The organism is Tumidithrix helvetica PCC 7403 (assembly GCF_965232925.1).
GTDB classification, from domain to species: Bacteria; Cyanobacteriota; Cyanobacteriia; order Pseudanabaenales; family Pseudanabaenaceae; genus Tumidithrix; species Tumidithrix helvetica.
Genome location: NZ_CBDDRA010000036.1, coordinates 21007 through 47852 on the forward strand (window position 1 = coordinate 21007; position 26846 = coordinate 47852).

27 protein-coding genes and 1 pseudogene are annotated in these 26846 nt (G+C 44.7%); 17 read left to right on the forward strand and 11 right to left on the reverse strand.

What is annotated here, in order from left to right; genetic code table 11:
- Nucleotides 1-231: 231 nt before the first annotated feature.
- Nucleotides 232-1002: a 1-(5-phosphoribosyl)-5-[(5-phosphoribosylamino)methylideneamino]imidazole-4-carboxamide isomerase gene (hisA, locus tag ACP2WE_RS23130; RefSeq protein WP_425217885.1), complete on the forward strand. Its 771-nt coding sequence runs from the start codon at nucleotides 232-234 to the stop codon at nucleotides 1000-1002.
- 62 nt (nucleotides 1003-1064) lie between these two features.
- Here hisA and ACP2WE_RS23135 read toward each other — a convergent pair whose 3' ends face one another.
- Nucleotides 1065-1982, reverse strand: a complete 918-nt coding sequence (locus ACP2WE_RS23135; protein WP_425217886.1) for a methyltransferase domain-containing protein — start codon at nucleotides 1980-1982, stop codon at nucleotides 1065-1067.
- Nucleotides 1983-2127: 145 nt separating this feature from the next.
- On the opposite strand from ACP2WE_RS23135, the gene rpiA reads away from it, so the two are divergent.
- Nucleotides 2128-2838, forward strand: coding sequence for a ribose-5-phosphate isomerase RpiA (rpiA, locus tag ACP2WE_RS23140; protein ID WP_425217887.1), 711 nt, complete (start codon nucleotides 2128-2130; stop codon nucleotides 2836-2838).
- A gap of 205 nt (nucleotides 2839-3043) precedes the next feature.
- Nucleotides 3044-3751 carry an L-threonylcarbamoyladenylate synthase gene (locus ACP2WE_RS23145; protein ID WP_425217888.1) on the forward strand — a complete coding sequence of 236 codons (708 nt, stop codon included), beginning with the start codon at nucleotides 3044-3046 and terminating at the stop codon, nucleotides 3749-3751.
- A gap of 12 nt (nucleotides 3752-3763) precedes the next feature.
- Here the strand turns inward: ACP2WE_RS23145 and thrC are convergent, their stop codons facing one another.
- Both thrC and ACP2WE_RS23155 read right to left on the reverse strand, forming a co-directional pair.
- A complete protein-coding gene (gene thrC / locus ACP2WE_RS23150; RefSeq protein WP_425217911.1) occupies nucleotides 3764-4885 on the reverse strand; it encodes a threonine synthase in 1122 nt (373 codons plus the stop codon).
- Between the two features lie 167 nt (nucleotides 4886-5052).
- Complete coding sequence (locus ACP2WE_RS23155) at nucleotides 5053-5640, reverse strand: Uma2 family endonuclease (protein WP_425217889.1); 588 nt, start codon at nucleotides 5638-5640, stop codon at nucleotides 5053-5055.
- 313 nt (nucleotides 5641-5953) lie between these two features.
- Here ACP2WE_RS23155 and secD point away from each other — a divergent pair, with 313 nt between their 5' ends.
- The 6 genes from secD (at nucleotide 5954) to sbcD (ending at nucleotide 11218) form a co-directional block, all read left to right on the forward strand.
- Nucleotides 5954-7474 carry a protein translocase subunit SecD gene (gene secD / locus ACP2WE_RS23160; RefSeq protein WP_425217890.1) on the forward strand — a complete coding sequence of 507 codons (1521 nt, stop codon included), beginning with the start codon at nucleotides 5954-5956 and terminating at the stop codon, nucleotides 7472-7474.
- A 97-nt stretch (nucleotides 7475-7571) separates the two neighbouring features.
- Nucleotides 7572-8552, forward strand: a complete 981-nt coding sequence (gene secF / locus ACP2WE_RS23165; protein WP_425217891.1) for a protein translocase subunit SecF — start codon at nucleotides 7572-7574, stop codon at nucleotides 8550-8552.
- Nucleotides 8553-8559: 7 nt separating this feature from the next.
- Nucleotides 8560-8964, forward strand: coding sequence for a hypothetical protein (locus tag ACP2WE_RS23170; protein WP_425217892.1), 405 nt, complete (start codon nucleotides 8560-8562; stop codon nucleotides 8962-8964).
- A 159-nt stretch (nucleotides 8965-9123) separates the two neighbouring features.
- Nucleotides 9124-9540 (forward strand): element excision factor XisH family protein, encoded by a 417-nt coding sequence (locus ACP2WE_RS23175; RefSeq protein WP_425217893.1) that lies wholly within the window; start codon nucleotides 9124-9126, stop codon nucleotides 9538-9540.
- Nucleotides 9528-9860, forward strand: a complete 333-nt coding sequence (locus ACP2WE_RS23180; protein WP_425217894.1) for a XisI protein — start codon at nucleotides 9528-9530, stop codon at nucleotides 9858-9860. The genes ACP2WE_RS23175 and ACP2WE_RS23180 overlap by 13 nt, the downstream gene beginning before the upstream one ends.
- A 41-nt stretch (nucleotides 9861-9901) precedes the next feature.
- The gene (gene sbcD / locus ACP2WE_RS23185) at nucleotides 9902-11218 is read left to right on the forward strand and encodes an exonuclease subunit SbcD (RefSeq protein ID WP_425217895.1); all 1317 of its coding nucleotides are present in this window, start codon (nucleotides 9902-9904) and stop codon (nucleotides 11216-11218) included.
- Nucleotides 11219-11443: 225 nt separating this feature from the next.
- On the opposite strand, the pseudogene ACP2WE_RS23190 reads toward sbcD, so the two are convergent.
- The 6 genes and pseudogenes from ACP2WE_RS23190 to ACP2WE_RS23215 form a co-directional block, all read right to left on the reverse strand.
- Nucleotides 11444-11917 (reverse strand): annotated as a pseudogene (locus ACP2WE_RS23190) (hypothetical protein); the annotation flags it as partial.
- A 65-nt stretch (nucleotides 11918-11982) separates the two neighbouring features.
- Complete coding sequence (locus ACP2WE_RS23195) at nucleotides 11983-12384, reverse strand: hypothetical protein (RefSeq protein WP_425217896.1); 402 nt, start codon at nucleotides 12382-12384, stop codon at nucleotides 11983-11985.
- Nucleotides 12385-12442: 58 nt separating this feature from the next.
- Entirely contained in the window at nucleotides 12443-13039 is a 597-nt protein-coding gene (locus ACP2WE_RS23200) for a GNAT family N-acetyltransferase (protein ID WP_425217897.1), read from the reverse strand.
- A 150-nt stretch (nucleotides 13040-13189) separates the two neighbouring features.
- Nucleotides 13190-13525: a ribulose bisphosphate carboxylase small subunit gene (locus ACP2WE_RS23205; protein WP_330484225.1), complete on the reverse strand. Its 336-nt coding sequence runs from the start codon at nucleotides 13523-13525 to the stop codon at nucleotides 13190-13192.
- A 36-nt stretch (nucleotides 13526-13561) separates the two neighbouring features.
- Nucleotides 13562-14011, reverse strand: coding sequence for a RuBisCO chaperone RbcX (gene rcbX, locus ACP2WE_RS23210; RefSeq protein ID WP_425217898.1), 450 nt, complete (start codon nucleotides 14009-14011; stop codon nucleotides 13562-13564).
- An 84-nt stretch (nucleotides 14012-14095) separates the two neighbouring features.
- Nucleotides 14096-15526: a ribulose-bisphosphate carboxylase large subunit gene (locus tag ACP2WE_RS23215; RefSeq protein ID WP_330484223.1), complete on the reverse strand. Its 1431-nt coding sequence runs from the start codon at nucleotides 15524-15526 to the stop codon at nucleotides 14096-14098.
- A 1547-nt stretch (nucleotides 15527-17073) separates the two neighbouring features.
- Here ACP2WE_RS23215 and ACP2WE_RS23220 point away from each other — a divergent pair.
- From ACP2WE_RS23220 to ACP2WE_RS23250, 7 genes are all read left to right on the forward strand, one after another.
- Nucleotides 17074-18234, forward strand: coding sequence for a J domain-containing protein (locus tag ACP2WE_RS23220; protein ID WP_425217899.1), 1161 nt, complete (start codon nucleotides 17074-17076; stop codon nucleotides 18232-18234).
- A gap of 253 nt (nucleotides 18235-18487) precedes the next feature.
- Nucleotides 18488-19513: a J domain-containing protein gene (locus ACP2WE_RS23225; RefSeq protein ID WP_425217900.1), complete on the forward strand. Its 1026-nt coding sequence runs from the start codon at nucleotides 18488-18490 to the stop codon at nucleotides 19511-19513.
- Nucleotides 19514-19629: 116 nt separating this feature from the next.
- Nucleotides 19630-20814: a DnaJ domain-containing protein gene (locus ACP2WE_RS23230; protein ID WP_425217901.1), complete on the forward strand. Its 1185-nt coding sequence runs from the start codon at nucleotides 19630-19632 to the stop codon at nucleotides 20812-20814.
- 63 nt (nucleotides 20815-20877) lie between these two features.
- On the forward strand, nucleotides 20878-22119 hold the full coding sequence (locus ACP2WE_RS23235) for an ATP phosphoribosyltransferase regulatory subunit (RefSeq protein ID WP_425217902.1): 1242 nt from the start codon (nucleotides 20878-20880) through the stop codon (nucleotides 22117-22119).
- A 214-nt stretch (nucleotides 22120-22333) separates the two neighbouring features.
- Nucleotides 22334-22777, forward strand: coding sequence for an SH3 domain-containing protein (locus tag ACP2WE_RS23240; RefSeq protein WP_425217903.1), 444 nt, complete (start codon nucleotides 22334-22336; stop codon nucleotides 22775-22777).
- A gap of 108 nt (nucleotides 22778-22885) precedes the next feature.
- Complete coding sequence (obgE, locus tag ACP2WE_RS23245) at nucleotides 22886-23950, forward strand: GTPase ObgE (protein ID WP_425217904.1); 1065 nt, start codon at nucleotides 22886-22888, stop codon at nucleotides 23948-23950.
- 9 nt (nucleotides 23951-23959) lie between these two features.
- A complete protein-coding gene (locus ACP2WE_RS23250; protein ID WP_425217905.1) occupies nucleotides 23960-24397 on the forward strand; it encodes a hypothetical protein in 438 nt (145 codons plus the stop codon).
- 23 nt (nucleotides 24398-24420) lie between these two features.
- Here ACP2WE_RS23250 and ACP2WE_RS23255 read toward each other — a convergent pair whose 3' ends face one another.
- Together ACP2WE_RS23255 and ACP2WE_RS23260 are read right to left on the reverse strand one after the other, a co-directional pair.
- Complete coding sequence (locus tag ACP2WE_RS23255; protein ID WP_425217906.1) at nucleotides 24421-24993, reverse strand: Uma2 family endonuclease; 573 nt, start codon at nucleotides 24991-24993, stop codon at nucleotides 24421-24423.
- Nucleotides 24994-25090: 97 nt separating this feature from the next.
- The gene (locus ACP2WE_RS23260; RefSeq protein ID WP_503473947.1) at nucleotides 25091-25321 is read right to left on the reverse strand and encodes a right-handed parallel beta-helix repeat-containing protein; all 231 of its coding nucleotides are present in this window, start codon (nucleotides 25319-25321) and stop codon (nucleotides 25091-25093) included.
- Between the two features lie 317 nt (nucleotides 25322-25638).
- Here ACP2WE_RS23260 and ACP2WE_RS23265 point away from each other — a divergent pair, with 317 nt between their 5' ends.
- Nucleotides 25639-26736 (forward strand): HEAT repeat domain-containing protein, encoded by a 1098-nt coding sequence (locus ACP2WE_RS23265; protein WP_425217908.1) that lies wholly within the window; start codon nucleotides 25639-25641, stop codon nucleotides 26734-26736.
- Nucleotides 26737-26846 lie beyond the last annotated feature (110 nt).

The window sequence follows — 26846 nt, forward strand, 5'->3', positions numbered from 1 at the left end:
TCATTTTTTTATTAGATTTGACCGTCAAATTTATGGAAATTGATAAAAATATATAAATGGAAAAACATAGATAAATTAAGCATAAATGATATTAACCTCCTCATAATCACGAGCCGACTGATACTTCACAGATTTCTCAAGAGGTATTCCAGTATTTAGAGTTTCAACTACATTTACACCACGATCGCCCTTATCTAGCTAGAATAGGCATCTGGAAACGAGGTAGACAACATGGATGTAATTCCGGCGATTGATATTTTAGATGGACGCTGCGTGAGGCTATACCAAGGGGATTATGCTCGCTCAGAGGTATTTGGTGAAGACCCTGTAGAAATGGCACAGAACTGGTATAGCAAGGGAGCCAAGTATCTTCATGTTGTTGATTTAAACGGGGCAAAAGAGGGGGAACCTAAAAATCTCAAGGTGATTGAAGCGATCGCACGTTCAATCCCCATTCACGTCCAAGTTGGTGGAGGCATCCGCGATCGTGGGCAAATCATGGCAGTGCTTGGTGCAGGGGTAAGTCGCGTGATTTTAGGCACGATCGCTGTAGAACAACCACAGTTAGTTGCCGATGTTTGCGCTGAATTTCCTGGGCAAGTTTTAGTGGGTATTGATGCCCGTGAAGGACGCGTCGCCACACGAGGCTGGCTGACTACCTCTGAAGTGATTGCTGCCGATCTGGCAAGGCGGATGACCGATGTGGGCGTAGCAGGAATTATTTATACAGATATCCATCGCGATGGCACGATGCAGGGCCCTAACCTAGATGCCCTCAGACATTTAGCTGAGAGCGTGAACGTCCCCGTGATTGCTTCGGGTGGAATTAGTTCGATTACAGATTTATTAAGCCTTTTGTCTTTAGAACCCTTAGGCGTATCTGCCGCAATTGTGGGTAAAGCTATTTACACGGGCGATATTCGCCTAGAGGACGCTCTGAAGGCTGTCAGCAATGGCAGATGGCAAGACGTCCCCCCTGAAGTAGGAACAGCGATCGTTTAGTTTTTGGTTGTCAGGGGTTAGGTTCTCAGTTCTGGAGATGCCTCGAACGCCAAATCCGAATCTTACGATTTAGAAGCGGTCAACAAACCAAATTTCACCAAGCCTCTGGCGTAGCCGCGTGACATCAGGCGTAAAGAGAGGGCAGCATTGACTGTCGATAGACCAGACTGCAAAACACCTAAAATTGACGCAGGTGTAAGCGCAGAATCAATCACAACATCCCAAAAAGGGGCTACCTCCTTTGACCAATCTGCCGTTTGGATGTTTTGAAAGTTGAGGCTCTGGGCGATCGCTTCGTACTCAGGCAGGGAAATCACATAGGGTAGGCAGTAAACATCATAGATGCGCTGTAGGTGTGCCTTCTCGTCAACGGATAAAGGTTTATCTCGATCGGCGGGACGATGACACCAAGTAGCAAAAATCAATCTGCCATTGGGTTTAAGGACCCGATAACATTCTTGTAAAAACTTGGTTTTATCTGCCATATGCTCGCCACTTTCTAACGACCAAATCAGATCGAATTGCCGATCGCCAAAGGGCATCGCCAGGGCATCCGCCACCTGAAACTGGGTGCGATCGCTAAGTCCAAATTCCTTTGCTCTTTGGGTGGCTCTCTGGGCTTGGACAGGACTAAGCGTAATCCCTGTCACCTTGGCATTCAACTTATTGGCGAGATAGAGCGAACTGCCACCAATGCCACAGCCCACATCTAAAACCTGAATCGCCGATTCCCTATTTCCTTCGGAAACGCTTCGCGATCGGGATGCATCCTGCCGCACCGAATTGCTGAAATTCTCTCCCAGATTTGCCCAAGTTAATAATTCTTCAATCAGATCGATCTGAGCCAGCCGACGATCTTTATTGCGACTAGTTTCGCCTGCTTGGTAGTAGCCGTGGTGCATATGCTCTCCCCACACCTGTTCCCAAAGCAGAGAGGACTTGTCATAAAACTGGCGAATGCGATCGTTTAAAGTTGGCATTAATTCTCAGGTATTCAGCGAACAATTATTCAACAAGAGGTTATGACGAATGACGAATTGCCTACGCACTGCAACGGACAAATTCAGTCATGGACATTGGTCATCGATCGCTCTAGGATCGAGAGTGCTGTGTTTAGGATAACGTATGACAATCTCCCCTGAGGCAATTAAGCAACTAAAACAAGAGGTCGGCATTGCGGCGGCACGACGAGTCAAGTCTGGAATGGTCGTCGGACTTGGTACGGGCTCAACCACAGCCTTTGCGATCGCTGAGTTAGGAGCAAGGCTGGCTGGGGGCGAGTTAAAGGATATTGTCGGCATCCCCACATCGTTTCAAGCCTCGGTATTGGGCAAAAAATATGGCATCCCCTTGAGAACGTTAGATGATGTCGATCGGATTGATATCGCCATTGATGGCGCAGATGAAGTTGACCCTGCGAAAACCTTAATTAAAGGTGGCGGCGCTGCCCATACCCGCGAAAAAGTGATCGATTCTCTAGCGGGATTGTTTATTGTCGTGGTCGATGAATCCAAGTTGGTGGACAAGCTCGGCTCTACCTTTGCCGTTCCTGTAGAAGTACTACCAATGGCGATCGCTCCTGTCACCAGAGCCGTAGAAAAGCTAGGTGGTAAGCCCGAACTGCGTATGGGGATTAAAAAGGATGGTCCCGTAATTACCGATCAGGGCAATATGGTCTTGGATGTCACCTTTGACAGCATTCCTGATGCTGCTGAGCTAGAAAAAACGCTGAATAACATCCCAGGGGTTCTAGAAAATGGCTTATTTGTAGGTGTCGCCGATTTGATTTTGGTCGGCGAGTTTAAAGACGGTAATCCCATCATTCGGGAATTCTAAGGAGAATTTGTCTTGCCCCCCATAAAAAGGCTGCCGTGCACGCACAAGTAAATTAGTCTTCGTTTCAATCGATCTAGCCCCCTAAATCCCCCAATTCTGGGGGACTTTAAGAATCCTTCCCCAGAATTGGGGGCTAGGGGGCAATAAACCAAATTTGCGTAACGATCGCGATCTTCTGTAGCCTAGAGTTTTAATATTTTTTTATATGGCTACAATTTACAAATTACATCCGAGTTCGCCTCAATCGCGCACGATCGAGCAAATTAAGTCTGCGCTACAACAGGGGGCTGTGATGCTTTACCCCACAGATACGGTTTATGCGATCGGTTGCGATATGACCTCTAAGTCTGCCGTGCAAAGGGTGCGACAGATTAAGCAACTCTCCAACAATAAGCCATTAACGTTTTTGTGCTCTTCCCTGTCGAATATTGCCCATTACGCCCAAGTCAGCGATGCTTCGTACCGCATTATGAAAAGTTTGGTACCTGGAGCCTATACGTTTATTTTGCCAGCTACCAAGCTAGTGCCGCGCCTTGTCATGGATCCCAAACGCAAAACTACGGGCATTCGCGTCCCCGATCATCTGGTGTCTCAGGTACTGATCGAAGCGATCGCTAACCCCATCATTTCTACATCGGCAAATTTGAGCGAAGATAGCAACGAAGAGGATTTTGAAGACTTAGAGGACATTCCAAGTTTCGGTAAATTTAAATCCAATAAATCGAATAAATCTAAGAATGCTTGCGAATTGCCCCAAGCTGAGCTATTCGATCGCTTTGACAAGTTGGTCGATATCATCATCGATGACGGCTCAGAACCGAGCTATCAAGTTTCGACGATCGTAGACTTGACTGAAGATCGACCAAGGATTGTACGACAGGGTTTAGGACAAGTTCCTTTCCTCGAAGTCTAAGGGTTTTAAATCCTAAAAGCCCATTACTTTGGCAACGCTGGCAAGTTCGGGTGCTACGCCTTGATGAAATTTGGCACTAGCGTTAGCGATCGCATTGTCAGGATCTTTTAACCCATTGCCCGTCAGCACGCATACAACCGTAGCGCCGTTGGGGATTTGGTCGCTTACTTTTAGCAACCCTGCCACGGAGGCAGCACTGGCAGGTTCGCAGAAAACACCTTCTTCGGCAGCGAGAAATGTGTAGGCTTCAAGAATTTCAGCATCTGTAATGCTGTGAAATTCTCCTTTACTCTCGCTGCGCACAGCATTGGCTTTGTCCCAGTTGGCAGGATTCCCAATTCTGATTGCCGAGGCGATCGTCTCAGGATGCTCGAATACTTCACCCGTCACCAGAGGTGCAGCCCCTGAAGACTGAAAACCCATCATGCGTGGCAGTTTTTTGGCTTTACCGATTGCATGATACTGGTTGAAACCCATCCAGTAAGCAGAAATATTACCCGCATTACCCATCGGGATGCACAACCAATCGGGGGCATCGCCCAGCACTTCTACAACCTCAAACGCCGCTGTTTTTTGTCCTTCTAGGCGATAGGGGTTAAGCGAGTTAACCAAAGTAATCGGGTAGTGATCTGCCATTTGCCGAACGATTGTGAGCGCTTGATCGAAATTACCTTCCACAGCAATCACTTCTGCGCCATAGATTAAAGCTTGGCTGAGTTTTCCTAGCGCGATTTTGCCATCGGGAATCAGTACAAATGCCTTAAGCCCCCCGCGTTTGGCATAGGCTGCGGCGGCAGCCGAGGTATTTCCCGTGCTGGCACAAATTACGGCTTCAGCACCTGCTTCTTTGGCTTTAGAAATTGCCATCGTCATGCCCCGATCCTTAAAGCTGCCTGTGGGGTTAAGTCCATCAAACTTTAGCAGCACCTTAACTTGGCGACCCGTTTGGGCACTAATCTTTGCACTTAGCGCGATCGCTGGGATCAGAGGCGTATTGCCCTCATGCAAGGTCACGACTGGGGTTTTTTCGGTTACGGGCAAATAGTCAGCGTAACGGCGGATCAAACCAGGCCAGCCATGATGGGGAGCGCCATGTGGGAGGGAGCTAGGAGCAGGATGAAGGTCGGGACGAATAGAAATCACGCTGATGTTTAGATAAAACAGTTAATGAATTGCTAATGCTAGTTTAACGCCAAGGTATTACAGTTATAGGATCAAAATATTAATATCAAAGATTTAAAAATTTTGGTTGAAGGCAATTATCTCGCACCAGGAGCATTGAGTAGGTTTTCCATCTCTTTTTAGACAGAAAAGATCTGCTGAGGTGTTAACTGAAGATCGGGAAATGTAGGAGAAATGATGCGATCGCCTTGCTCAAATTCTGATGGGTCATACCATCCATCTGACAAAACCAAAACTGATATTTTCATTTCTAATGCATCAACTATCCAGTATTCAGGAATATCACGGGCAGCATATTCAGTCCGCTTAGTACGGTAGTCAGTAGTTTTTGTTGAGACGCTCACTACTTCCACGACCAGCAATGGAGGAGACAAATCGAATCCAATAACTGCTTCTCTTTCTTGTAAAGACTGCCATTCATCGCGAAGCATAATCACTACATCAGGAATCCTTGCCGTATCTAGACCAATTCCACGAGGACACCGAACTCCGACAATTCCTTGTAAGGCGATCCAAGGTAACTTGAGGCTATCAATTTCCGTATCCAAACTGCGCTCTAGGAATTTGACGATCGCACCATGTTTACCCGTAGCAAGTGACATTTGGATAAGTTCTCCATCTACTAGCTCATACCTTGTATCTGAGCCATCAAAGTAACTCAGGTAGTCAGCAAATGTAACTCTGGTTTTTGGGTTAGTGATAATCATTGAATTATCCTCTCTATAAACTGGGATAACTGGGCTTTTTATGAAGAAATTGCAGGGATATTTACTCAAACGCTCAAGTTTGCCAATATTGCGTTACCTCGTTGTGAGGCATCTTGATAGTAATTCATCATTTCGTTGTAATAATCTGTTAACCACTTAGTAAGGTGAATTTCAACGAAAGCAGATGAGCTTTCAGTATATCTTCACTCATAACTGTAATTATCATTGATGCGATCGCATGGCAACTGCTGAGTAAGCTATGATGGCAGATGTCTGAAAAATGTCTATAGCTAACAGTTTGGTTTAACCGCATATGGGTAAACAAAGTCGCCTGCTTGCCCTTGTTTTGGCGATCGTGATCGGTGCAGTCTATCTAATCGTTTCACATCCCCCTAAGTTAGGGCTAGATCTGCGTGGAGGCGCTCAACTTACGCTCCAAGCAGAGCCAAATCCCGAGCAGGGAATTCCTAAAATTACGCCACGGATCATGGAAGCCGCCAAATACGTGGTGGAGCAGCGCATTAATGGTTTGGGTGTTGCTGAAGCCACAATTGTAATCAGTGGTGATAGTCAGCTATCTGTACAGTTGCCTGGGGTTGATAATCCAGCACAGGCAGAACGGGTGCTTGGCAAAACCGCCCAATTAGATTTTCGCAAGCAACGACAAGGTACTGAAGGACAATTTCGGGCAGAGATCGCAGTCCAGAAAGATTTGCAGATCGAGCAACAATATCTTAAAGCTTCAGCAGATCGAGATGCGATCGCTAAGAATGAAGCGGCACTCAAGCGAAATAAAGAAGCCATTAGAGGCCTATTCGATCGCACAGGCTTGACGGGACAATATCTGAAAGATGCTGGCGCAGTCACAGGTCAAGCCCAAGATTCTTGGCAGGTTGCCCTCACTTTTGATGATAAAGGCGGCGATTTGTTTGCCAAGACCACAGGTGAACTAGGTGGCACTGGTAGAAGTCTGGGAATCTTTTTAGATGACGAACTGATTAGCTACCCTAGTGTGGGTGTTGAATTTCAAGGAAAGGGAATCACTGGTAACCATGCCGTGATCACGGGGAGTCGCAGTTTAGAAGAAGCAACAGAACTAGCACTCCAACTACGGGCAGGAGCTTTACCCGTACCTGTAAAGTTAGTGGGAAATAGCACCGTTGGCGCTACCCTTGGCGCAGATAGCGTCCAAAGCAGTATCTATGCTGGCGTAGCTGGGCTAGTTTTGGTGCTGGCGTTTATGGTTGCCTACTATAAATTGTTAGGGGTAGTTGCCGATGCGGCTTTGATCGTCTATGCCGTAATTACCTATGCCGCTTTTAGTGTTTTGGGTGTAGTACTTACCCTGCCTGGTATTGCTGGCTTCATTCTCAGTATTGGGATTGCCGTCGATGCCAACGTCTTGATTTTCGAGCGGATTCGGGAAGAATTGCGATCGGGACGGAGCTTATACAAATCCGTAGAGGCTGGATTTAATCGAGCTTGGGCAAGTATTTTGGATGGTCACGTCACCACGATCATCTCCTGTGCGGCACTATTTTGGCTTGGCTCTGGCTTGGTTAAAGGATTTGCGGTTACGTTGGGATTAGGCGTTGCTGTGAGTTTATTTACAGCAGTAACTTTTAGCCGATCGCTTTTGTTGACAGTGATTACCTACCCCAATCTGCGAAAGCCAAGTTTTTATGGGGTGAGAGCGATCGGCAAGCCCAATAATTATGGGAATAATTCTGCCCAATCAGAGATTTCCGTTGCTGCCGAGTCAGTCGATGAAGTGGATGCCAACGATGCAAGCGATCGCTCGGCGAATGACAAAACCAAAGGTGCCACACTCTGAGTTTCGCTCTGACTTTTCTCAGTGAAGTTCTCGCTGAAATCCTCACTAAAATTCCCACTGAAATTCTTAGTGCAATTCTCCATGCAAGAGGTTATCGATGAAATTAGACGTAATTAAACATAGTCGCCTGTATCTCTCTCTGTCGGGATTGTTTATCTTGGCAGGGATCGTTGCCATGTTAGTCTCTTGGCAGCAGATAGGGTTGCCGTTGCGCCCTGCCATTGACTTTACGGGAGGAACGCGCTTAACCATTGTGCTAGATTGCGCCGATGCTACGAACCCTACGGCAAATACCTGTAGCAAACCGATTGATATTGTGGCTGTGCGCCAAGCGATCGCGGCCAAAGGCTATGCCAATAGCGTTGTTCAACAGCTCGATAATGGTCGTGGGATAATCGTACAAACAGGCGATCTAGAAGTCGAAAAGCGCACAGAGTTACAATCTCTACTAGAAACCGTATTAAAAGAATTTGGGCAGATCGATCCCAAAAAATCGCAAATTGAAAGAGTTGGTCCCGCGATCGGCAATCAGCTACTCACCTCAGGCTTGCAGGCTCTAGGAATTTCTTTCCTTGGAATCGCGATCTACCTAGGATTTCGCTTTCAGGCAGACTATGCCATATTTGCTGTGATTGCCTTGTTCCACGATATTTTTGTCACCATGGGTATTTTCTCCATTCTGGGCTTAACCCTAGGTGTGGAAGTCGATAGCTTGTTTATCGTGGCAATGCTTACGGTTTGCGGCTTCTCGGTCAATGACACCGTAATTATTTACGATCGCATTCGTGAAAATCTCAAAATCCAAGGCAGAGACCATGACTTTAACGATCTAGTTAACCTATCCGTAAATCAAACTTTAGCGCGTTCGATCAATACAACCTTGACGGCAACACTGCCGCTCATTGCGATCTTTATCTTTGGCGGTGCGACCCTTAAATATTTCTCGCTTGCATTAATTATCGGCTTCCTCTCTGGAGCCTATTCCAGCATTTTTAACGCCAGTATCTTATTGGCATGGTGGCGCAATCGCAATAACAAGACCAATCAGACTCCTAGCGTAGGCACGAACGCTGTATAACGAACACATGCAGTTTGAAGATGAGCAAGAAATTTTAGAACGCCAAATTGAATCTCAAGTCGAACGGCTTATTGACGTCCAAACTTGGGGACGATGGCTATTTAATCTGTGCTTATGGCTGACCATTGGATCTGCAAGTATTTGGAGCCTACGTTTTGATATTGCCATCTGGATTGAATATTTCACTTGGGCAGCGGTGCGCTCCAGTATGCAATCCCATCGTTTAGCTTTCTTGGGCATAACTTTTTGCGTTGCTATGACCCTCGCTACGTTAGTTTGGCAAAGCTCGCAAATTCTCTGGGGAATTAGCAACCGTGAGAAGCGATCGCTGATCCGACAGGTGCAAAAAATTCAACAGCAAGGCAAAGCTCACCCCCTCTGGCGCTGGGTGTGCAAGGATAAAACTAAGTAACGGATTTTAGCCGTTAGCTAACGTTAAGTTGAGAATTATTACCCTGCCTTGCCTACAACCCTTTATCTTGAGGTGTTTGGAGCATCGCTATAATAAAGTTATATTTCCTCCTGCTTTCAGCTCTATGCTCTCCATTAATCCTTACCTGTGTTGTAAATAATGTCAGCTAGAGATCGATACCATGACTGGGTTAAAGAGACGCTAATCAATGCAGGTTGGGTGATTTCTCACGATCCCCTATCTATCTCGATTGGAAGAATTAGCGTCCAGATCGATCTAGGTCTAGAAAGCTTGATTGGAGCAGAGAAAGGCACCGAAAAAATAGCGGTTGAGATTAAAAGTTTCGGCAATGTCTCTCAAATAACAGATTTTTATGCTGCCCTTGGGCAATACCTTTGCTACAAAGTGGCTCTGACAGAAAAACATCCCACTCGCACCCTTTATTTAGCCGTTCCCGACCCCGTTTATGATCTTTTTTTTACAGAAACCCTGATTCAGAAAGTTCTTCAGGCTTACCCTGTAAAACTGCTTGTTTACAAACTCTTAAATAAGGAGATTCAATCATGGATAGACTAAATCACTACCGCCAAAGCATCCGTAAGTTTTTAAGTAGGTATGTCAATGTTTGGCAAGAGGAAGGTATCGAAACCCAACTGATCATCGACTCAGAGCGAGATCACTATCTACTCCTGAGAATTGGCTGGGAAGGCGACCAGCGCATTAATTATGCTGTATTTCAATTTGATATCAAGGATGAAAAAATCTGGATTCAAGAAAATAATACTGATGTTGAGATCGATAAAGATCTCGAAGACATGGGCATCTCCAAAAAAGAGATCGTAGTGGGGTTCCATCATCCATCCATGCGTGAATACTCAGACTTTGCCATCGCCTAAAAATTTGGATTGAGGTATTGTACGTAATTGGGAAATAAACGATGGCTGCGATCAAGGTTCTGCATTTATCAGATATCCATTTGGGAAGTACAACGCATGGGCGCGTAAATCCCAAGACGGGACTGAATACGCGCTTTGAGGATTTTGTCAAAGCCTTAACCCTCTGCATCGATCGCGCCATTCACGAACCAGCGGATTTGGTCTTATTTGGTGGCGATGCTTTTCCAGATGCTACGCCGCCGCCGCTTGTACAGCAGGCATTTGCAAGGCAGTTTCGGCGTCTTGCCGATGCCAACATTCCTACAGTGTTGTTGGTGGGTAACCACGATCAGCATTCGCAAGGACAGGGAGGCGCGAGTCTAGCGATTTATCGCAGTTTAGCAGTACCGGGGTTTATCGTCGGCGATCGCATTGAGACCCATCGCATCTCCACAGAGGCAGGAGCAATTCAAATTATTACGCTGCCTTGGTTGACGCGATCGGCGTTACTCACTCGCCAAGAAACAGACGGATTATCAATGACCGAAGTTGGGAAGTTGCTGATCGATCGCCTCACAGTAGTTTTAGAAGCCGAAATTCGACAACTCGATCCCAAGCTACCGACAATTCTCTTGGCGCATCTGATGGTTGACTCGGCTACCTATGGCTCAGAGCGTTTTTTGGCAGCAGGAAAAGGATTTACGATTCCGCTCTCTTTATTGGCAAAAGATGCCTTTGACTATGTAGCACTAGGACACGTCCATCGCCATCAAGTGCTTTGCCAACAGCCCTTGGTGGTTTACCCTGGCAGCATTGAGCGTGTAGACTTTGGCGAAGAAAAAGAAGAAAAAGGATATTGCTGGCTCGAAGTAGATAAAGGAGAAACCAAGTTTGAGTTTTGTCCCTTACCCGCACGACCATTTCGGACGATAGAGATCGATGTTACTGACAGCGAACAACCACAAGCACTTTTGCTGAAAGCGATCGCCACCAGTCAAATCGCCGATGCTGTGGTGCGGCTAATCTACCAAGCCAAACCCGAACAGTTGAGCCAAATTGACGATCGGGAATTGCATCAAGCCTTGGCATCCGCCCATAACTATGCGATCGCACCCGAAGTCATTAACCAATCAACGCGTACCCGTGCGGCTGAGTTAAATACGGTTGAAGCCCTCGACCCAATCGCCGCACTCAGAGCCTACCTCAGTACGCGCGAAGATCTAAAAAACTGCGAAGCCGATTTATTGATTGCAGCCAGAGAACTTCTAGGGGAAGTTAGTGGTGAAGTCGATCTTGAGCCTGTTTCTAAAATGAATGAGACTGCTCCCGAGTTGTCTAAAACTCAGGAGATCCCTACTCAGCAACTAACGATGTTTTAGAGTTAGGTTTTGAACTAGATACGATTCTGGCAAAAACTACTTTTTCGCTTTTCCAGTTGCTTTTTCGGGTGCTTTTTCAGAGACAGTCTCAACTTCAGTCTCAACTTCAGTGTCAGGGGACTGTGCGGATGCCTCATCAACAGCATTGGGGGGCTCCACTTCTTCTGCCTGAGGGAGCGCTTCAGAGGTTGAGGTCTCTACCTTGGTGGGTGCAGGTTCGGCAAGAGAACCATTTAGTGCTTGGTCGAGAACGATACGGGCTTGCTCTGCCTGCGATCGCGCATCTAAGTAACGCAAATTAAATTGGGCAAAATTCTTTAAAACCTTAAAGCCTTCTTTGAGACTGTTGATTTCTTCTTCGCTGACAGGGGCATCGCTAAATAGAATATCGACCTGGGCGCGGATCTTCATCGCTTCAGTACGAAGCTCTTGAACCTTAATTTTGAGCGTAGCCAAGTTGTTTAACAACTGTACTGCTTGCGTTACGGCATCATCTTGATCGCTAGTGACTGTCATGGCTGGCTCCTTTACTTCAATAAACTGCTGAGGACTAAAACCATCAGCCAAATCTGTGTCTAACTTTCCCTCATCCATGAGTTCAATCAGTTGCGCCATCGCTTTTTCGCGGGCTTTAAGAGAGTCCCTACCAGAAACAGTGAGAATAACTTCAGGACTTTGAGCGAGCGTATATTGAACCATTTTGAAACCGCTATGCGTGAATTACTTTGATGCGTAAGGATCTTAACAATTTTTGGGCGAGATTTTCACTTAATCATCGAAGCCCCAATGCTGTGGATTAAGGATAAATCGGCAAACCAGCCAAGCCCCAGACCAAGCGCCGATAAGATTGCCAAGGTAAAAAAGCTGACAACTTTATTGTTGGTAAAGGCTTGTAACTCGACCCGCGCCACATACATCAACATCGCCCACACCACGGAAATTCCGATTGACAAAAAAAGGATCTGCGTCTGCTTGAGAAAAACGAGAAGAATCGCTGCCAAAGCCCAAGCGATCGCCAAAATCCATGCCGTAGCGAAAGCAAGAGCCCCCGATCCAACCCAAATGCGCCAGTCTGCACCATGAATCGAAAGCAACCAACCAAATGCTGCATAGCTAACTAATAGCAACAATACAGAGAGTGCGGGTATTTTCTTGATAAAGTTCATAATTTATCCGCCAAATTTTATGTAGAGTCAGGTGGATCTATGAGTGAGAGCAATTATATCAATTCATTTGCTTTTGCATCATGTCGATCGCTGTAGCACCAACAATTCGCTGTAAATAAAGATAGCTACGAGTTTTAAAACAGGTAAAGCCCATACGTTCGTATAACCTGCGGGCACTAGAGTTGGCAGCAGCAACATCGAGTCTAATCCGATCAAACTGATTCTGTCGGGCAAATTCAAAAATCTCTTGCAACAAAAATGTGCCAATACCCTGCCCACGAGCTGAATCTTGAACGACAAGCGCATCTAGAAACAACTCACCCTGTCTGACACGATGCTTAAACGAGGTATATAGAAAGAAACTGAGCGTTCCTTTGATCGTCCCTAATTCTTCGGTAAAAATAGAGAGATTAAACTGTAAAAAGCTGCGATCATCATAGCGCAAGCCTGCCAGCCCCACAAATCGATCTTGACAAAGCGCCACCATCGTCAGCTCGGGATCGATCGCTTTGCGAAAAATAGCTATTGCACTTTCTTTAGAGCCAAACTGGGGTCGAATTTTTTGACCAAATGCCTCGTAAAACATCTCGGCTGCCTCAGCCCGCAAAGACTCTGACAACCCCAAACTGATTTCTAAATCTTCAGGAATATTCACATTTCGTCCAAGTCCTAGTGTCCATATCTAGCTCAAAAACACAATAAAAAACTAAAGGCAGCATGGTATGAACCACACTACCTCTAATTTTTCCCAAGATTAACAATTTACAGATCGTGCAGCTACGTTAAAGTCAGCGCACAGTTAGCATTAGTAACGAGGAGTGTTGGGCTTGTGCACGATAAAGCTCAGCACTTGGCACTGCTTGATGTTGTCAAAACCAACAACACGGATGTAGCTACCAGGATAGCTAGAACGGCAAGCTTGAACTTCGCTTAAAACTTCTTGAGGAGTTTTGGCGTTAAACATAGGCAACTTCCACAGAGTCCAGTAGTGGACAGCAGGGTCAGAGTTTTCGTTAAACTCGATCGCTGGGTAGAAACCTTGCTTGAGGGAGTACTCGATCTGACGAGTGATTTGAGCATCGCTCAAGGGTGGCAAGTAGGAAAGCGTTTCGTAACGACGCTCTTTAGGTAAAGTTTGCATTATTTTCTCGTGATTACAGTGATGAATAGAACGAAATTAGGTGGTCGTGCGATCGCTGTCAGAATCTAACTCTTGATTTGAATCGCTGGTTGAATCGCTATCTAAATTAGTTTCTAGATCCTCGCATTCCGCATACCCCTGTGTCGCCTGAACGCTCATGATGCGTTCGAGGTGCTGACATCGATGCTGCATATTTGATTGTTGGATACCCGTTCGAGTCATCTCAGGCAAGAAATCTAAAATTTCATTGGCGAGATGCTCTCTAACGGTCATCACTCGAAAAGCTAACTCTTGGTGAACTTCAAGTAATTCTTGAATGTAGAGATCGCCATTCTGAATTTTCTCGCGCGATGAGAATTGGTTGAACCAGTGAGCTTTTAACAAATCTGTTTCTTGCAACTGCTCAGAAACCGTCTTCACAGCTTCATAGGTCAAATAGTTTATGAGCATACTCGCTGTGGACTTGGTAGTGCGCTTGATATTCATAGGCTTGATCGACCAAGAGTGAAAGGTTAGGGCTATTGATAAAATAAGTATTTATACTAACAGACCCTAACCTAAGCCCATCGATTAGAGGGTATCCATTGCTTCAAATTCAAACTTGATCTCTTTCCAGAGTTCCAGAGCTACAGCCAACTCAGGTGACCAACGACCAGCTTCGCGGAGAACATCTCCACCTTCACGCCATAGGTTACGGCCTTCGTTACGTGCTTGGATACAAGCTTCCAAAGCAACGCGGTTAGCTGCTGCACCAGGAGCTGCACCCCATGGGTGACCTAGTGTGCCACCACCAAACTGCAAGCAGGAGTCATCACCAAAGATGGCAACGAGTGCTGGCATGTGCCATACGTGGATACCACCCGAAGCCACAGGCATCGTACCAGGCATAGAAGCCCAGTCTTGGGTAAAGTAGATACCACGAGAGCGATCTTGCTCGATGTGATCTTCACGCATGAGGTCAACGAAGCCCATGGTGATTTCCTTTTCACCTTCGAGTTTACCCACAACCGTACCAGAGTGTAGGTGGTCGCCACCAGACATACGTAGGCACTTAGCAAGTACGCGGAAGTGGATCCCGTGAGTTTTTTGACGGTCGATAACAGCGTGCATCGCACGGTGAATGTGTAGCAATACACCGTTACGACGGCACCACTTCGAGAGAGTTGTGTTAGCAGTAAAACCACCAGTTAGGAAGTCATGCATGATGATCGGTGTGCCGATTTCTTTCGCAAAATCAGCGCGTTCGAGCATTTGTTCGCAGGTAGGAGCGGTAACGTTGAGGTAGTGACCTTTAACTTCACCCGTTTCAGCCTGTGCTTTTTCGATCGCTTCTTGAACGAAGAGGAAACGATCGCGCCAGCGCATGAAAGGCTGAGAGTTGATGTTTTCGTCGTCTTTAGTGAAGTCAAGACCACCACGCAAGCACTCATACACGGCACGACCGTAGTTCTTTGCAGACAAACCGAGCTTTGGTTTGATCGTGCAACCGAGGAGAGGACGACCGTATTTGTTTAACTTGTCGCGCTCAACTTGAATCCCGTGGGGAGGTCCTTCGAATGTTTTGAGGTAAGCAATGGGGACGCGAATGTCTTCCAAACGCAAAGAACGTAGGGCTTTGAAACCAAATACGTTACCCACCAATGAAGTCAATAGGTTGGTTACAGAGCCTTCTTCGAACAAGTCGAGAGGATAGGCGATGTAAGCGATAAATTGGTTGTCTTCGTTGGGAACGGATTCCACATCATAGCAACGACCTTTGTAGCGATCGAGGTCGGTCAACAAATCTGTCCATACAGTTGTCCAAGTACCTGTCGAAGATTCTGCGGCAACAGCTGCTGCGGCTTCTTCAGGAGGCACGCCTGGCTGAGGACTGAAGCGGAATGCTGCCAGAATATCTGTATCTCTGGGGGTGTAATCGGGAGTATAGTACTTTAATTTGTAATCTTGAACGCCCGCTTGGTACCCAGATTTAGACTGAGTTTGTGTTTGCGAGTAAGACATTTGGGTCTCCTTAAGAGGTTAGATAAACGATGGCTTTGTTAAACTTGGGCAGCCTTAGGCAGCACTGACACAAGCAAGTGATAGGTCGAATTTAGATTTTTATTTCTGGCTTGGTGTAAATTTTTTAGATTTGCACTGATAGCTTTTAAGACTAAGCAGAATCTCTATAGCCTTTAAAAAGACTTTCAAGTTATCTAAGGTCAGCAAGGCATTCAGTAAGGCTGTGTGATTTGAGTAGTTTTGCAATTTACTACCTTGACCACTACCGTACTTGTGTCTTGAACTACTGCATCTTGAACTGTATTTTGAGCAAACAAAACCATTTGCTAATTTTAAGTCTGATTTTACCAGTCTGTTTTAACCAACCAATCAGATTTTCTAAATCCGAGCCGATGGATAGAACTTGTACAGGTTGATCCTAGTAAGTCAGGGAACCAATTAAATTCTGATCGATGCTTTTAATTTAAACATAGAATGAGCGATCGCTACGTTAGTTATCTTTGCAAATTCTTTGGCTAAATTGACAAGAGATTATGATGAAATTCCACGAAGAGATCGGACGCTTTTAGTAAGCTAAACCCCTTACTTGAAAAGGGTTTTAAGTTATTTTGGAACTGCAGAAACCCTGAGAAATCCTAAGTAGATTTACCTAAGAATTGGCATTTTGCTAAGTTTTTTTTGCTCAAAAATGAGGCAATGAAATAATTTATGTGTCACATAAACAGAACTGAACAAACAGTTGTTAAAGAGCTTTAATATTTTGTTAATAAGTACAACTAATCTTAAATATAAGTAACATTGCAATTTCTTGAGTTTGTGAAATTGTGCCATTTTCACTAACAGAATTAGTCACCTACCATACTTTGTTCATTACACAAGGAGAGGAGGGGAAATATAATGGATCGACAAAAATACATAGCTAAGAATCTATGCATTTTGGAACAACGAAATCCTCCTAAGATCTATACTTTTCAGTAAATATGAAGATCTCATAATCTCGAAGAACATTGTCAAAATGGCTCAATCTCGTCAAAGGTCATTCAAAAATCTTTCCCTTGGTTGTGATTTCTCCCATTTTTGTCGGTGCTTCTTTTTTCTCTCTTTTCTACTTTCCGATATTCCATTCCATTGATGTAAGATGAATCCTCGATACCTACTCATTCTCATCTCAAATCGTGATGACATCTCTAAAGTTAGATCTCCACAAATCTCATGCAATTCCTTACGTTCATAGTTGCTAGATCGACTAGCCAGGCGGAGGGCGCATTTCAGATATTCTGCTTCTACTTAAATTTCGCTGGCGATCGCATGGCATCGCTCCTATCAGGATTAATCGATCTTGAAACAGCTCTGTTAAGTTTGTGTGGCTAATAATACTAATAACATTAGAATTTGGGGTAGGATGTGGTACAAATATGCACAATTTAAATTTCTGATAACTTTAGAAATTTCTAATTTGTGTGAAATTTCTAAGTTATTGAGATTGCCGCCGAAGCCTTGGTGGGTAAGTTAAAGTATCTTGTTCTAATTTCAAGGCACAGAAACAGATGGTGCAACAGCCCAAAACATTCCGCATCGATCGCGGTATTGGTCAATATGATTTTAATGACTACTATGCTGTTTTGGGACTACCTGTTACGGCAACGGCTGCATTGGTGCGTAAACGCTATTTGACCATCGCCAAAAATCTACATCCTGACATTTTTGGGCGATCGCCAGACGAAAAAGTCATTGCAGGGCAATATCTATCTAAACTTGTTAACCCTGCCTACAACGTCCTAAATCAAGAGCGAGAACGTACAGAATATTCAGCGATTCTCAAACTGCTGGCAAAGCGATTGATGAAACGCAATCAGAAATTTACCCCACAGTCTGAGGTTGCTAAAAAACTCTTGCAGACTTCGACAGTCTCTAGTTACGAACAGGCAGTGCAAGAGATTGCCAAAATTCAATACGAGCAACTAGATAAAATCCTAGAATACACAGCCCAACTCAGCGAACTCAACTTAGTATACGTCTTAGTTCAGGAAGGGTACAAGCCTCTTACCCCTGAAGTAGCAAAATCTCCGAGCCATGGAGATACAACCGCAATTCAGACGCCTAACTACACATCTAAAAATTACACATCTGGTTCTAATAGTAGCTTTGGCAATCGTCAGACTAGTAGCACAAACACAAGCTCTAATCCAAATACAGGTAAGGATTCGACTGGTTTCACTCAGTCTAAATCTACGCAGACTGGCTCAACAGGTTCAACACAGTCAAGAACAACTGGCTCGGGTCAGTTCAATTCTACCCAGTCAAATCGGACGAACCAAGATTCTGCCAATTCAGCAGCTAGTAATTCAGCAGCTAGTAACGGAGGTAGCTCAATCCAGCAAAATATTAGACAGGCTGAACTTTTCATTTCTCAAAAAGAATGGTCATCGGCTTTAAAAGAGCTTCGTAGTGCCATCCAAATTGATTGCAATAACAGTAAATGTCATGCACTTTTGGGCGTAGTTTATGTGAATCAAAAGCTTGCAGGCATGGCGAAAGTTAGTTTTCAGCAAGCGCTTAAGTTAAATCCACAAGAACCGATCGCGCTTAAGTATATGAGTCAACTGGGTAATACAGGTGCATCTTCGCAAGCGACGACCCATACAAATACGAATAAGAAAGACACTAATAAAAAGGGTGGTTTTTTCGGCTGGTTGGGTGGACAGTAGGGAGAACTACCGACATCTAAGGAGGGCTCGCATTTACACTGTTTTAACAGGTTCAATGACTTTCGATTCCTCTTCTAGATAACTTTTGGATAACAAATGGGTAACTTTTGTATAACCGCAAAAGATTGTAATTTTTTTTTAAAAGATCGCTAATAGGTTTAATTGATGTTAGTAAATTAAAACCTCGCATAGTAGGATATATATCCCACTAGATCGAGATACTCCCTACGTTTAGATAGACAGGAAGTTCGCCATGATACACCAAGCACAGGCTTTCAAAGTTAATTTGGGGATTGGCAAATATAGCTTAGGCGATCACTACGCAGTGCTGGGTTTACCTGTTCATGCTGAAGCTTCTCAAATTCGCAAGCGCTATTTCAATATAGCCAAAATCTTACATCCCGATGTCTATGGGAAATCGCCACAAGAAAGCGATCTCGCTAGTCTTTACCTAGCGAGACTCGTTAGTCCTGCATACAACACCCTCATGCAAGAACGCGAGCGCGTCGAATATCAAGCGTTACTGAAGCTAATCGTCAAGCGTTTGATGAAAAGAGGTGAGGGCTTAGAACCCCAGTCAGAAGTTGCGCGTTTGCTAGCTGCTGCACCAAACGATCTGAATTATGAGAAAGCCGTGCGATCGCTTGCCGAACAACAATATCAGGTTCTCGATAAAGCCTTGGAATATACAGGGCAATTGAGCGAATTAAACCTCGTCTATGTTTTAGCTCAATCTGGTTATAAACCCTTTGCTCCACCCATCATTGCTGTTAGCAGTCCGACTGTGGGTAGCTCGATCGAAGCCTCAACTTCTTCCACGAGTAACAGTTCGGTTTCTCAACCCAATTCTTCACAACATTCTGCATACAAGCCATCTACTTCTTCCTATCGTTCTACAGCATCTGAAGTATATGCTCCTGTAAATAAAACAACAGGGAATAGCGGAGGTAGCGATCGCAATCAAGCGAAACAGCAAATTCATCTGGCAGAACAATATATCGAGCAAAAGCAATGGGCTTTTGCTCTTAAAGAATTGCGGGCTGTTCTACAACTTGAACCAACTTCCAGCAAGTGTCATGCCTTGCTTGGTTTGGTCTATGTAAAGCAAAACTTAAATAGCATGGCAAAAGTCAGTTTTCAGCAGGCGCTCAAACTTAACCCGCAAGAACCGCTGGCATTGCAATATCTCAAACAACTCAACCTAGCCAAAGACGCTGATGCCAAAGCAAAAAAGTCAGAAAAAGGTGGATTTTTTGGTTGGCTGGGTGGTGGCTCATAAACAGTGGGACAAGTTTGCGATCGTACAAACTATTCATGGTTAGATCGCAAAGTGTCACTATTGTTTCTAGAACTTTAGGGTTAGGATAGGTTAATCGTTGTTACTAGCTGTTAGGCATGGAGAAAGAGCAACTGACGAACTCGCCAATCATTATTCGGATTGATCGAGGGATTAGTCAGTTTAACCATGATTACTATGCGGCATTAGGCGTTCCCATCACGGCGGATGTCTACCTAATCCGCCAAATGTATATAGGCATCGCCAAGGTTTTACACCCTGACATTTACGGGTTTTCTCCTCAAGAGAAAGAAATTGCCACGCAGTACCTTGCAAAACTGGTTAACCCTGCCTATGACATACTCATGCAGGAAAGAGATCGAGAAGCTTACCGTGCAATTTTTAAACTATTGGCAAAGCGGCTCATGCAGAAGGTGCGCAACATTGGTATTAAGTCTGCGATCGCCAAACAACTGTTGCTTAATCCTAGCGAAGCCGCCTATGAAAAATTAGTTTTTAATGTTGCCGAGCGCCAGTATACGTCCCTCGATACGATTTTGGAATACACCGCTCAGTTGAGCGAACTGAACCTAGTTTACATTTTGTACAAAGAGGGTTATCGGTTTAGCGATCCAGATTTTTCGAGCGTTTTAACCTACGCTAGCCCTAAAGATCGAGTCAGTAGTAACAGTAGTAATGATGACGATCGAACGATCTTTCAAACGGGCGATGAAACGATTATTCAAACCTCACCTTTCAAGCCCCCTGCTAAGCAGCAAATAACTCCTCAGATTTCTCAAGCCAAACCACCAACTAACGCTCAAGTTAAACCCTCTACCTATAACCAAAAACAAAGCCAAACCCCTAATCTGGCGGGATCGAAACAAGATGAAACTTTTATTCAGTCGCGAGAACAATTTCCGCTAAACCCTCAGTCTGAAGTAAGTTTTGCGACACGCGTGGCTATGGCAGAAGAGTATATGAGCCAAAGACAATGGTTGCAGGCACTGCGGGAGCTTCGCATTGCTATTCAGCTTAATAACAAAGACAGTAAATGTATGGCAATGTTAGGAGCCGTCTATAAAAATATTAACCAACCCAGTATGGCAAAACTGAGTTTTCAGCAAGCACTCAAACTGAACCCCAAGGAGCCTTTAGCCCTACAGTATATGAGTAGTTTGAATAAAGGCAGTACAGCAAATTCCAAAACTGAGCCTAAAAAAGCTGACGCCCCCAAAGGCTGGTTTTTTGGATTATTAGGCTTGCGCACGCCCGATCGAAAAGATCGCAAGAAAGATCCTTAGCTTGAGGAATCAATTGGTGGCGAAATCGATCTAGGATTCTTGTGTAAAGCGTAACAAAAACACATGGTGCATCAGCTTCCGATCGGAGCCAAAGATTTATTGCCGCTAGATGTCGCTCAAAAGCGGTGGATTGAGAGTCGTTTGCAAAACGTATTTCAATCATGGGGTTATCAGAGAATCATCACACCAACCCTCGAACGACTAGAAACACTGACAGCAGGCGGTACTGTACAACCCGAGTCCGTAATTCAACTCTATGGCAGTGGGATGGACGTTTTAGGTCTCAGACCCGAACTCACCGCATCGATCGCCCGTGCCTATGCTGCTCGTTTAAGTAGAGAAGTTACAAACTCTCCCCAAAGGCTCTACTACAGTGCCAATGTCTTTCGACGCAAAAGCGAGTCAGGCTCACCATTGTTGGCGAGTCTGCAAGAGTATTACCAATCAGGCGTAGAGTTACTGGGTGGCGCAGGTTTACTGGCTGACGGTGAGATTTTGCTGCTCTTGGCTGAGTGTCTCAAGCAGGTTGAACTGACGAATTGGCAGGTGATCCTAGGAGATGCTGGACTAACTGGGACGCTAATTGAGACATTTCCATCGCAATATCGTGAAAAAATTCGTCATTGCTTAGCTCATTTGGATCGAATTCAGCTAGAGAACCTAGAGATTCCAGATTCGGTCAAAGAAAGGGCTTTGCAATTGATTGACCTGCGCGGTCGTCCCCAAGACGTTTTAGCGAGATTGTCAACCTTTGCTTGGGCATCTGCGTTAAGCAACGAAATCAACCACGTTAAATCTTTGGTCGATCTGTTGGAATCTGCTGGTTTTGCGAATGTGCTGGTTTTAGATCTGAGTTTAATTCAAACATTTGACTATTACACGGGCATTGTGTTTGAAGTAGTTTGTGATAACCATGTAATCGCTCAAGGTGGGCGCTACGATCGCTTGTTAGGGGTCTACCATCCTCAGGGGATCGCATACCCCAGTATTGGCTTTTGCTTAAATATGGAGGATTTGCACCAAGTTTTACTTGCCACATTACCCCAAACCACCCAAACCACTGATTATTTGGTGGTTCCCTGTACCCCACAGGCAACGCATAACGCTTTTGTTCGTGCTGCCGAATTACGCGCCTCTGTCGAACGTCCATCTGTGGAGCTAGAGCTAGCATTTCGCTCAGAGCAATTGGTGAGAGACTATGCCCGATCGCGGGGGATCAAACAAATTGTTTGGGTGCGTGATGGCTCAGCGATCGCATTGGAAAAATTAGCGTACGAGGCTGAGCCCCTTACAGCTAATTGCTAAACGCTTTATTTCGGCGATTTCAAGCTTTGGTTGAGCCAGTCAGCTTAACATCTTGTAATAAAACTCATGGCTTTTTAAGTAAATTTTTTGTTGTGCTAAATCCGCCAACATAGGTTAATCTATTCAGTCAACTATCTCAAAACGATCCAAAGGGTCTGCTGTTGAGATAGTTGAACGAATTATCAGATATGTAACGAGATAGGTGTATTGACTGATGAGATTCCCAGATACTGCTAAATCTAGTGTTAGCTTGGCTTTCAGTGCTGGTCTTATTCTTGCGATCGGGTTCGCTACTTGGAAGTATGTGATTGTGCCCTACCATACACCGCCCCAACGCCCGAAATTTGCGAATGATATTAAGTCACCGCCCAAACCAACATTGCCGATCGCTGCAATTAAACCTTCGCCTTTAGCCAAACCCCAATTAGTGGCAAAAGCTACGCCTGCTGCTGACGTCAAATATGCTGGCAAAGTAAATGCCAGTATGGGATTGGTTTTGCGATCCGAACCTAGCCAGTCAGCTCCTAGGGTTGGCGGTGCCGATTACAACGCCAAAATATCTGTCCTCAAAGAAACCCCCGATCGCGAGTGGGTTTATATTCGTCAGGAAACCACCAAAGAAATAGGCTGGGTGCGATCGGGCAATATTTCCCGTTAAGATCCCCGCATAAATTACACCCAATCTTAACTTAAGCAACTGTTTTCGTCAGATTTTGCTTAGGATGGTATCTGGTGAAAATTTTTATTCCATTTATAGTCCTAAGGTATGCAGTTTATCGATCAAGTCGAAATTCACGTTAAAGGTGGCAAAGGAGGAGATGGTCTCGTTGCCTTTAGACGCGAAAAATACGTACCCGCAGGAGGACCTTCTGGGGGAAATGGTGGCAATGGTGGCTCGGTGATCTTTCTGGCTGTGAGCGACTTGCAAACCCTCCTAGATTTGCGCTTTCAAAAGATCTATAAAGCCGATGACGGTAAGCGCGGCGGCACGAGTAATATGACAGGTGCCAGGGGAAGCGATCGCGTCATCAAGGTTCCCTGCGGCACCGTCGTAATTAATTCTGAAACCGAAGAAGTCATGGGCGATCTGACCGAACACGGTCAAACCTTTGTCGTTGCCAAGGGTGGCAAGGGCGGCATGGGCAATAAGTACTTTTTGAGCAATAGCAATCGCGCCCCCGAATACGCGCTCCCAGGCTTAGAAGGGGAAGAATTTGAGTTGCGTTTAGAACTAAAGCTGATTGCTGAGGTCGGCATTATTGGGTTGCCCAATGCTGGGAAGTCCACGCTCATCTCTGTGGTCTCTTCAGCCCGTCCGAAGGTGGCCGACTACCCTTTTACCACGCTTGTACCTAACTTGGGCGTAGTATCGAAACCTAGCGGCGATGGTGTCGTTTTTGCCGATATCCCAGGATTAATCGAGGGCGCTGCGATGGGGATTGGCTTAGGGCATGATTTTTTGCGCCATGTCGAACGCACTCGCCTTTTGTTACACATGGTAGATATGACCGCCGAAGATCCGTTGGGAAACTATCACACCATTCAGAGCGAATTGGATGCCTATGGGCATGGTTTATCTGAAAAGCCGCAGATCCTCGTGCTCAACAAACTCGATGCAGTGGAACCCGAACAAGTCGAAGCGATCGCTTCTCAGTTCCCAAGTAAGCCCATTATTATTTCGGCAGCAGCTCAAAAAGGACTGGATATTCTCTTAAATCTAATCTGGAAAAATTTAGATAGCATGAACGAGATGGAAGCCAATAACTTAGAGGAAGCCGCCAATTATCGATTACCCATTCCCCATAGCCGAGAACTGAAAATTGAAAGCTGATAACTACCTATGGAACGCGGACTTTTATGGCTGCCCCTGCTAAGTATATTTATTTGGTTAGCATGGTCGGGATGGAATGAATATCAAAAAATAGAAGCCTATAAGCAATGGGCAACTCAGTTTGAGCGGCATAAGTTTGATATTTACGCGGTGCTAGGACAAAAGGGCGATCGCCTCACATGGGGCAAGCCCACCAGAAAAGAACCGATCGCGCTCAAATCCGTGAATTTGCCCGACCTTCAGCAGGTTCGCCTGAAGTTAGATCGCAAGCTTATAGAAGTTCCAATTCAGGATTTGCCAGAGGGTTCGCAAGTGGAACTGCCAACCAAAGCGAAGGATATAGCGATCGAACTTGTAGCGCGATCGGGTGAGATCTCTCAGATTCCTTTTACGGATATCGCGATCGCCTACGATTGGTATCGTTTTCTTGCTAGCAGAGTCAACTGATAGAATCGCAGTTCTATGCTCGACTAAAAGGTTCCAGGTTTTAACCAGCTAAACAAATCGCCGACGGTCAGTTGTAATGAGGTCAAAAAGTTAGGAACAGGGAGAACATCCTCTGACTCTTGTAAAAATTCTGGTTGTTGCCCTGATGGATAGACCAAAACAGATTTGATATTGGGGTCGATCAACCATCCCATCTGGCAACCAAACTTGAGGCAATACAAGATATTGGCTGTCACTTTTGACTGATTTTGGTCTGGAGACAGAATTTCAATTGTCCAATCAGGTGGTGCGTTGAACGCATTGGCAATGTCTCCCTCTCGATCTAACGGAATTCGGCTCCATGTAAATACAGCAATATCGGGTACGATTGACCTGTCACCAAAGGTACAGCGCAGTTCTGGAAGGGCTAAGGCTGTTTGCGCTTTTTCAGCCACTTCGTTAATTACCGTTACAATTCGTCCTTGTAATTTGCTATGTTTTCCCTGTGGCATCGGCTTTTGAAAAAGTTGACCGTTAATATATTCCGTCGCAGGTTTAGTCTCTGGTAGTTGCAGAAACTCAGCGATCGTCAAGGTTTTCTCAGGGACTTGTACCATCAGTTTTCTCTTTGAGCTAATCGATATTCGTCACATCACCCATCGCTATCTTATCATCTGCTTCAAAACATAAAGAATTGCCAATACTCTCTGCCTCTTAGGTTTTGTTGTTGCTGCGCTGTATTTGCGACCCAGATCCGATATCAAAAGCCCCGCGCTTATTGCCTATCAAATCACAATTTTCCACAGTTCCTTTGCCATTGGTATGCAATTGGATAGCCCAATTTTCATTGCAGTTAATCCTACTCTGTCGAATCGTCAGATTCCCTGACTCCATAATTTCCACACCTGAAAGCGCATTAGCGAAGATATTGCCGTCTTCCACTATCCCTTGTCCATTTTCATGTTAGCTACCACCCATCATGAGTTTGATGCAATCAGACTCTGGGAACAACCTACTGACGTCTTTCAAAAATTTGAGAGATTATTGCCCTTTACAGAGTTGAGCCAAACAAATAATCGTGAAGAAACATAAAGGTCAGTGGCACAACTGATGAGATTAGAGATCGCGGCGTAAAAAGTAATGTGGCAGCAGCAACGGCTTTGCTGGGTGGGTTAGTATTAGATTTGAAATGATTGTTATACAATTAGTTTATATTCGCCATATTTTTGCAATCGTTAAGACTAACAGTACCTTAAAATCCTATGCCTTCAGAGAAAGTCTCTCAACTCATTGAACAACTCTCTAACCCTAACTGGAGAACGCGACAAACAGCGGCAGAAGAACTTGGATCTTTAGGTGATGAGGCAAAAGATGCTATCAAATACTTAGTGGATAGAGTATCTAATTTTCGTGCTCTGATCGTCCCTAATTGCGAAACAAAAATAGAAGTATGTATTAGCGAATTAAAGGCAATTGTATCAATTGAAAAAGAGCCAGCAAATATTCGTGAATTAGTCAAACAGTTATATCAAAACAGTAATTGGGAAGTTCGGAAACAGGCAGCAGAAAGCCTTGGTGAAATTGGAAAGGATGCAAAAGATGCAATACCAGAATTAGAAGCTAGTACATTTGAAGGTGAGGCTTTGCCTGTTCGTTATAGTAGTAAAATTGCGATTGCAAGAATTAAAGAAGAGTCAATTCCTGTTGATGAGATATTTTTGGATGTGTTTCACTACATCCCAATGAATCCAGAAAATACTCAGAAGATTTTGGAAAGGTTCGAGCAAGTTATTGCTGCCTTGAATAGTTTTGCTATTCTAGAAAATTTGGCTGAATCAGCTTTGCCTAAGATTTATACACTAAAGAATTTATTAGACGCTTACCAAGATCGCCAATCCCTGAATCAAGAAGAAAGAAAAAGGTTCGACTTAGTAAAGGTGAATACCATTGAGACGATTTCGAGAATTGAAGGCCAAATGGTTCCGGTTGCTGAAATCACATTTTTTTTGAAGAACAGTAGTATAGAAGTACGAAAAGCTTCAGCAATTTCACTGAAAAGATGGAAGAGTAGTGCTTTAGAGGCTATTGAAGATTTACGGGCTAGATTTTCAATGGATGCTAGCGAAGATGTTCGCATAGAGGCATTTGAGGCTGTAATCGAAATATTGAAGGAGAATCGAAAAGCACTAGTACAAGAGCTAATCAAAGTATTGGAGGATTTTAAAAATAGTGACAATAAAATCTGTCAAAGAGCAATATGGGAACTTGAAGTTTTAGAAAATGACGCTAGAGAATCTGTTCTTATCCTGCACGAAATTGTGCAAAAGAATAATGAGATAGGGAGCATCTCAATTAGGTAATAAGTAGAAATACTTAGCAAAGCAGAGTGGGATAATCGATCAAAGTTAAGCCCTATAAAACAATGAGTCCAGAAGACAAAGAAAGACTAGAAGCCTGTACAAGAGAGATC